The following is a 5,856-nucleotide window of genomic DNA, read 5'->3' as shown; positions in this document are numbered from 1 at the left end:
CCTCCTGCTTCAGCTTCGCTGCCAGCTCCTTCAACTCCATGCCCACGCGCTCCTCCTGCTTCGAATCGAGCGCTCACCTCCGCACGTCATCCTCCTCCCGTCACGACGGGGTCGGGCGAGGAGGTACCGAAGGCGGGGGAGCTGGCTGCGTTCGACGTCGCGTGGCAGGAGGTGAATGCGGGAGCGGAGCAGACGGAGCGGTTGATGAAACGGAGGTTGCTTCGAGGGCTCGACATCGACGCGGCCCGAGTCCTCATCCAAGGTCAGCCCTATGTCCGCGTCGGCCGGTACCCGGCGACGTACAAGACAAGGCAAGGGCCCGTCGAAATAGAGCGAAGCCTCTACCGGCGGGTGGGCGTACGCAATGGCCCCACGGTGGACACCATCAGCGTGCAGACAGGGTGTGTGGCCGACGGTTGGTTGCCCGAGGCGGCGCTGCCCATGGCGTACCTGCTGGCGCGGAGTACTTCGCGCGAAGCGGAAGCGACGGCGCAGCAGGTGGGAGTGCTGCGCTACTGCCGCTCCTCGTTCGAGCGAGTGGGCCACGAGGTGGGCGGACTGTACGGGCACCAGCGGCCTCGGGTGGAGGCAGCGCTGGCCGAGACCCAGGCAGCGCCCGAAGGCGTGCACAGCGTGAGCGTCAGCGTGGACCGGGTGTCGGTGCCAATGGAGGAGCCAAAGAAGCGGCCCGTGGGACGGCCTCGCCAGGGCGCGCCCAAGCGCCCGGTGGACGTCGTCTGGCGCATGGCCTACACCGCCTGCCTCACCTTCCATGATGCGCGGGGCGAAGCGCTGGGCACTGTCCGCTACGGCCGCATGCCCCAGAGCGATGCCCGGGAGTTGGCCGAGCGTCTGGCCCGCGATGTCCAGGCGCTGGTCTCCAGGCAGCCCGGCCTGCATGTCGTCGTCCTCACCGATGGCGCTCCCGAGTTGCACGTGTTGCTGGACGAGGCCCTCGCCGCTCACGCTCTCGTGGCCCGCCAGGTAGTGCGTCTGGTGGACTTCTGGCACCTGATGGAGAAGCTCGGGGCCGCATCCCTCGTGGTCGCAGGTAGACAGCACGCCTCCGTGCTGTGTGAGAAGTGGAAGCTTTCCCTGCTCAACACACCCGGGGCGGTGTGGACCATCGCCAGTGCGCTGCACGCCTCCGGCAAGCGGGACGTCGTCCTCGCAGACCGTCGACCGGTGCACGAGGCACTCACCTACCTGGAGAACCATGGCGAGCGGATGCACTATGCCGAGGCACGGTGGCTGGGATTGCCCATCGGCAGCGGCAACGTGGAGGCTACCTGCAAGTCCCTGGTTGCCCTGCGCATGAAGCGCCCAGGTGCCCGTTGGAAGGAGGAGTCCGGTCAGCACATCCTGGACCTCCGCGCGCTGGTGCTCTCGGACCGTTGGGATGCAGCCATGGCTCTCTTGCTCGCGCCACGGCGCGCTCAGGTGCAGCGCGCCGCGTGATCAGGATGGGAGCCACACCCCCGCCTCTTCTGGGTCGTTCTCCAACGCCTCTGGCAGGGGTGGCGGAGGCCACTGTGCTTTGTGCAGCCGGCGACAGTGATGAAGTGGCATCGGATGGGCTTTCGGCTCTTCTGGCGCTGGAAGTCCCGGAGTCGGCTGGGGCGGCCTCGGGCAACTCCGGAACTGCGCGCGTTGATTCGGCGCATGGCCGAAGCCAATCCAACATGGGGTGCCCCGCGCATTCACGGGGAGTTACAGAAACTGGGGATGGAGGTTGGTCAGACAACGGTCGCTCGGTACATGCCCAGACCGGGAAGGGGGGCGCCGAAACCGTCACCAACATGGCGGAACTTCTTGCGTTTGCATCTGGCGGAGTCCGCGGGGATGGAATTCTTTGTCATTCCGACTGCGACGTTTGGAGTGCTGTTGGGATTTGTGGTTGTGAGTCACCGAGACAGGCGAATCCTCCACCTCAATGTGACAGCGCACCCGACGGAAGAATGGACGAAGCAGCAGATGCGAGAGGCCTTTCCCTGGACCAGTGCTCCGAGGTACTTGCACCGAGATAGGGACAAGATCTACTCGGAGGGTGTTCGCGCCACGTTTACCCATTTGGGGATTCGCGAGGTGCCGAGTGCAGCACGGTGTCCGTGGCAGAATCCCTATGCGGAGAGAGTCATCGGCTCGATACGTAGGGAGCTGCTGGACCATGTCGTCGTCCTGAACGAAGCCCACGCTCGGCGCCTGCTGCGCGAGTACCAGCGCTACTACAATGCGAGCCGGACTCACCTGTCGCTCGGGAAAGATGCGCCCGAGACGCGTAAGGTGCAGGGCCCGGAGCATGGAGCCAAGGTGATAGAGCTACGGGAAGTCTTCGGGCTCCACCACAGGTACGAGCGCCGCGCTGCGTAGAGTCGCGGTCTTTCCAACAACACCCTCGTAGACCCGCGCGTGCTGCGCCAGCCTACCTGCGTTCGCAGGAAGGTTGGGGAGTGTCCGCACGCAGGCAGAGAGGAGTTGAGGGGTCTGAGCCGGGCATAATTCCGACCCCTATCAAACGGAAGGGAGGCCCCAGCGGCTCGTCATGCGGATCGCTCACGGTCATGACGCACGTTTTGACGCAGCCTTGACGCACTCATGACACAGCGACTGAATTTTGGGTAGACACACCGGGACGCAGGCATGCCGAGCCTCCAATCGCCCGAAGATCGGCGCCCTGTCGCGAAAGATGGCCAGTAGCTTGCTGCGCGTCGCACCGGCTCGACACGCAGTTTGAGCCTGTTCGAGAATTACGGGCGGTAATCTATCCTGGCGAGGTTCCCGCCTCAACGCAGCGCCGCCCTCCATCCGACGCTGACGGACCATGAGCCCTGGATGCCGTCTGTGGCGTGGTGGAGAAGTTGCCATTCTTGGGCGAGGCGCACGTCGTGCGCTGAACTGGCCTGCCCGCCCAGGCGTACGCGCATCGAGGGCTTGCTGCCTGTGGCTGCTGCGAGAACCGGGTTGCTGGCACCTGGCCGCATCTGCCACGGGCTCAGCCCTCAGCGGGCGAGGACTGGTGCCACGTGCTTGTCTCACGTACCTTGCGTCCAGGCAGAACGACGACCGTGCGCGCCTCGCTCGCTTTGACGCACTGTCAGAGGTTGCCTTGACGCTTCCATGACGCAGCGGCCGGGTTTGGGGGAGGCACAACCAACTCGTGGCAGGTAAATAGGCCGATGGTTGCTGTCGGCATCGTATCTCGGGCCGACAGCTCGAGCGGTTAAAGTAGTTTGATGGCCGATGGGACAAGATTTCCGGAAAGCTGGAGGGAGCCTGATGGAAGTGATTCAAAATGTTGGCATTTACGGGGGCATTGAGTTCAACGACCTTCTTGATAAGCACGGTATTCCCCTGGCCGACGTCCATCTGCTTCGCCATTCGCCGAGCGAACCAAAATTGAGGAAGGTGCTTCCCTGGCTTGTTTCCACACGGCCTGAGGTTTTCGAAGCCTATCAGCGGACGCACAGCGAAGAGACTGAGAGACTGATTAGGCGGCGACCATATGTTGCCTCCTTCATTGCGCACGACAAGGAGCAGAGCATCTTCGTCGGCCTTTACTCACTGAAAGGCGGATCGATGATCCGCGGCGACAGGTTTTGGTCGATCCCGCATCTGGAGGAACTGCGCACGCTCGGAATGAAAGGAACGAAGAGGCACGAAATCTTCTTGTTCGAGTTCGAGCGGGTCACGACGTTCTTTCCCGAGTGGCAAGGCAGGTTGGTTTGCGAGATCCCGCCCGGACGAAACATTCTCAGGCTGGCCGAGAATAACCTCTCGAAAGTGGTCGCCATCCACCCGCTCAGCATCCTCGAAGCGGAGATGCCGGACTGGAACAAGGTGTGCCTCACTTGGGCGGAACTGAAGATGATCCCCCAAGGCTGGAAAATAAAACTCAGGGAGTGGCGCGGGATCTACTTCATTTTCGACACTTCCAGCAGCCAGGGCTACGTCGGTTCGGCTGGCGGCCAGGAGAATCTCCTGGGCAGGTGGCTCAATTATAAGGACACCGGCCACGGTGGAAACGTGAAACTCAAGAAGCGTGACCCTGCTAACTTTCGCTTCAGCATCTTGGAGCGCGTATCGCCCGACATGACGAAGGAAGACCTGTGCGACCTTGAAACTCGCTGGAAGGTCAGGCTTCACACCCGGGACTACGGGCTCAACGACAATTAGCCAATGCGGGTGCTCTTCTTGGACGGTGTAGCGCCAAAGGAAGCTACCCTCGCCCTCGTCTCGGACTCAACGCAGGTGGACCGCCAGGCCTGGGTGAGTCGCCGTGCTCACTCTGCCGACAAGCTGAAGAAGGAACTGGTCGAGGTGCGTCCCCGCTGCGAGGCTGTGCCTACCCCAAATGCGGTCGCTGTTTCATGTGTGTAGGCTGCGTCAAAACGCGCGTCATGACGGGGCCGACAAGTCCAATGGGCCGTCGGACCTTCTCTTTTCCATGACAGGGGAACTGCGCCCCGTAGGATAACAGAGAGGGCCCGACGGCTCGCCGGGCGCCTCGCTTACTCGCCTTGACGCCATGTCTGCTGTGGTCTTGACGCGCGCATGCAGCAGTGACTGAGGTTGGCCACTCTACCGCCAGATGTAGGGCTGCTCCTCGATGGAACTGCCCTGGGGCGATGAGCTCCACTGACTCGTCTCTCGAGTGGGTGGGCCACCAATCGGCCGGCTCAGGTGTTGCGGTAACCTGGGAGTGGCAAGGATGTTGGCGCGGAGGTTCTAGTGAACTAGACCTATTGGGTTGTGTTTACCGGTGCAGGCGGGAGATTTTCCCTGAAGGAACTTGCCGCCTTGGGGCGGGCGTAGCTGTGCTGCGGCCCTCCATGTCCGACTTCCGCGAGGCCCTTGAATCGATTTTGGAAGCCCAGTGCTCCGAGCACCCAGGCTTCTCTGCCGCCATCGCCTGTGCTCGTTGCGGCACCTTCACGTGTGCCTTCTGTGCCTCGTCCGGGGCGGGCCTGTGCCTTCGGTGCCTTCATGCGGCTCCAGAGCTGGCGACGCGCAGGGCCCGGCTCGCGGCATGCCTTGTCGATGGTGCTGCGCTCCTGCTCCCGTCCCTGTTCCTGGGCGTGCTTCGGTGCCTGGCCATTCCGGACGAGGCGGCGATGAAGGCTCCGGTCGTCTACGCCCCGGCGCTCCTCGTGTTGCTCGTGCAGGCGAACCTGATTCGAGGGACTGGGGCGAGCCTCGGCAAGCGGCTCCTGGGGATACGCGTCGTCCGCGGAGACGGACTTCCAGCGGAGGTGTGGCGGATCGCCTTGCTGAGGAACGCGCTCCCGATGGCGCTCTGCGGCTACTGCGTCTGGCTGGGCCTCGTGGACGCGCTCTTCCTCGTTGGGGAGGAGCGGCGATGCCTTCACGACTGGGTGGCCGGCACCCGCGTCGTGAAGGCTCCTCGAGCGTAGCGCTCCTTCGCTGCGCGGTTCGTGACTGGCTGAAGCGTTGGGTTCGGAGTCCCTTCCCAGCGAGGGGAGAATGAGAGGCGATGACATGGAGGGAGAAGTGAAGTCTGGGCGTCCCCGCTGGTTTGCCGGGCTCGTGTGCGTGGTGGTGGCGCTGTCCCTGGGGTGTTCCCGGCCGTGGAAGCGGGAAGACATCAGGACATGGGAGGGCTGCTGCGAGGGGGCTGACGCGTGCCTTGCGCTGCTGCAGCAACTCCACGGCCCCGACACGGGGGAGAAGTGGCTGCCGCCGGAGCAGGCGTGTGCCTCCTGGAAGTTGGGGGTAAGTCCTCGCCCGAGCCCGTCGAGAGCGAGGTTGACGCAGAGGTTCTGCGAATGATTGCTGGGTGAGTCGTCTCAGCGCGACGGGCCGCGAGCCTCGGCCCAGAGGGAGACTTCGCCGTCCGGC

General features: G+C 63.7%; 4 protein-coding genes and 2 pseudogenes. All 6 read left to right on the top strand.

Annotated elements, in window-relative coordinates; all coding sequences use genetic code 11:
* Positions 1–135: 135 nt before the first annotated feature.
* A pseudogene (locus tag D7X30_RS41195) lies at positions 136–1,458 on the top strand (ISKra4 family transposase); the annotation flags it as partial.
* Between the two features lie 99 nt (positions 1,459–1,557).
* A complete protein-coding gene (locus D7X30_RS43930) occupies positions 1,558–2,370 on the top strand; it encodes an integrase core domain-containing protein (RefSeq protein WP_370052134.1) in 813 nt (270 codons plus the stop codon).
* A 906-nt stretch (positions 2,371–3,276) separates the two neighbouring features.
* Positions 3,277–4,173: a GIY-YIG nuclease family protein gene (locus D7X30_RS41185; protein ID WP_120568447.1), complete on the top strand. Its 897-nt coding sequence runs from the start codon at positions 3,277–3,279 to the stop codon at positions 4,171–4,173.
* 3 nt (positions 4,174–4,176) lie between these two features.
* Positions 4,177–4,377, top strand: coding sequence for a DUF2381 family protein (locus tag D7X30_RS43925; RefSeq protein ID WP_120568446.1), 201 nt, complete (start codon positions 4,177–4,179; stop codon positions 4,375–4,377).
* Positions 4,378–4,625: 248 nt separating this feature from the next.
* Positions 4,626–5,411: an RDD family protein gene (locus D7X30_RS41175; protein WP_370052132.1), complete on the top strand. Its 786-nt coding sequence runs from the start codon at positions 4,626–4,628 to the stop codon at positions 5,409–5,411.
* Positions 5,412–5,496: 85 nt separating this feature from the next.
* Positions 5,497–5,730: pseudogene (locus D7X30_RS43920) on the top strand (HEAT repeat domain-containing protein); the annotation flags it as partial.
* Positions 5,731–5,856: the final 126 nt, after the last annotated feature.

Origin of the sequence: Corallococcus sp. AB011P, assembly GCF_003611605.1 — a bacterium.
GTDB classification, from domain to species: domain Bacteria; phylum Myxococcota; class Myxococcia; order Myxococcales; family Myxococcaceae; genus Corallococcus; species Corallococcus coralloides.
This window is presented reverse-complemented; position numbering and strand designations above follow the sequence as displayed.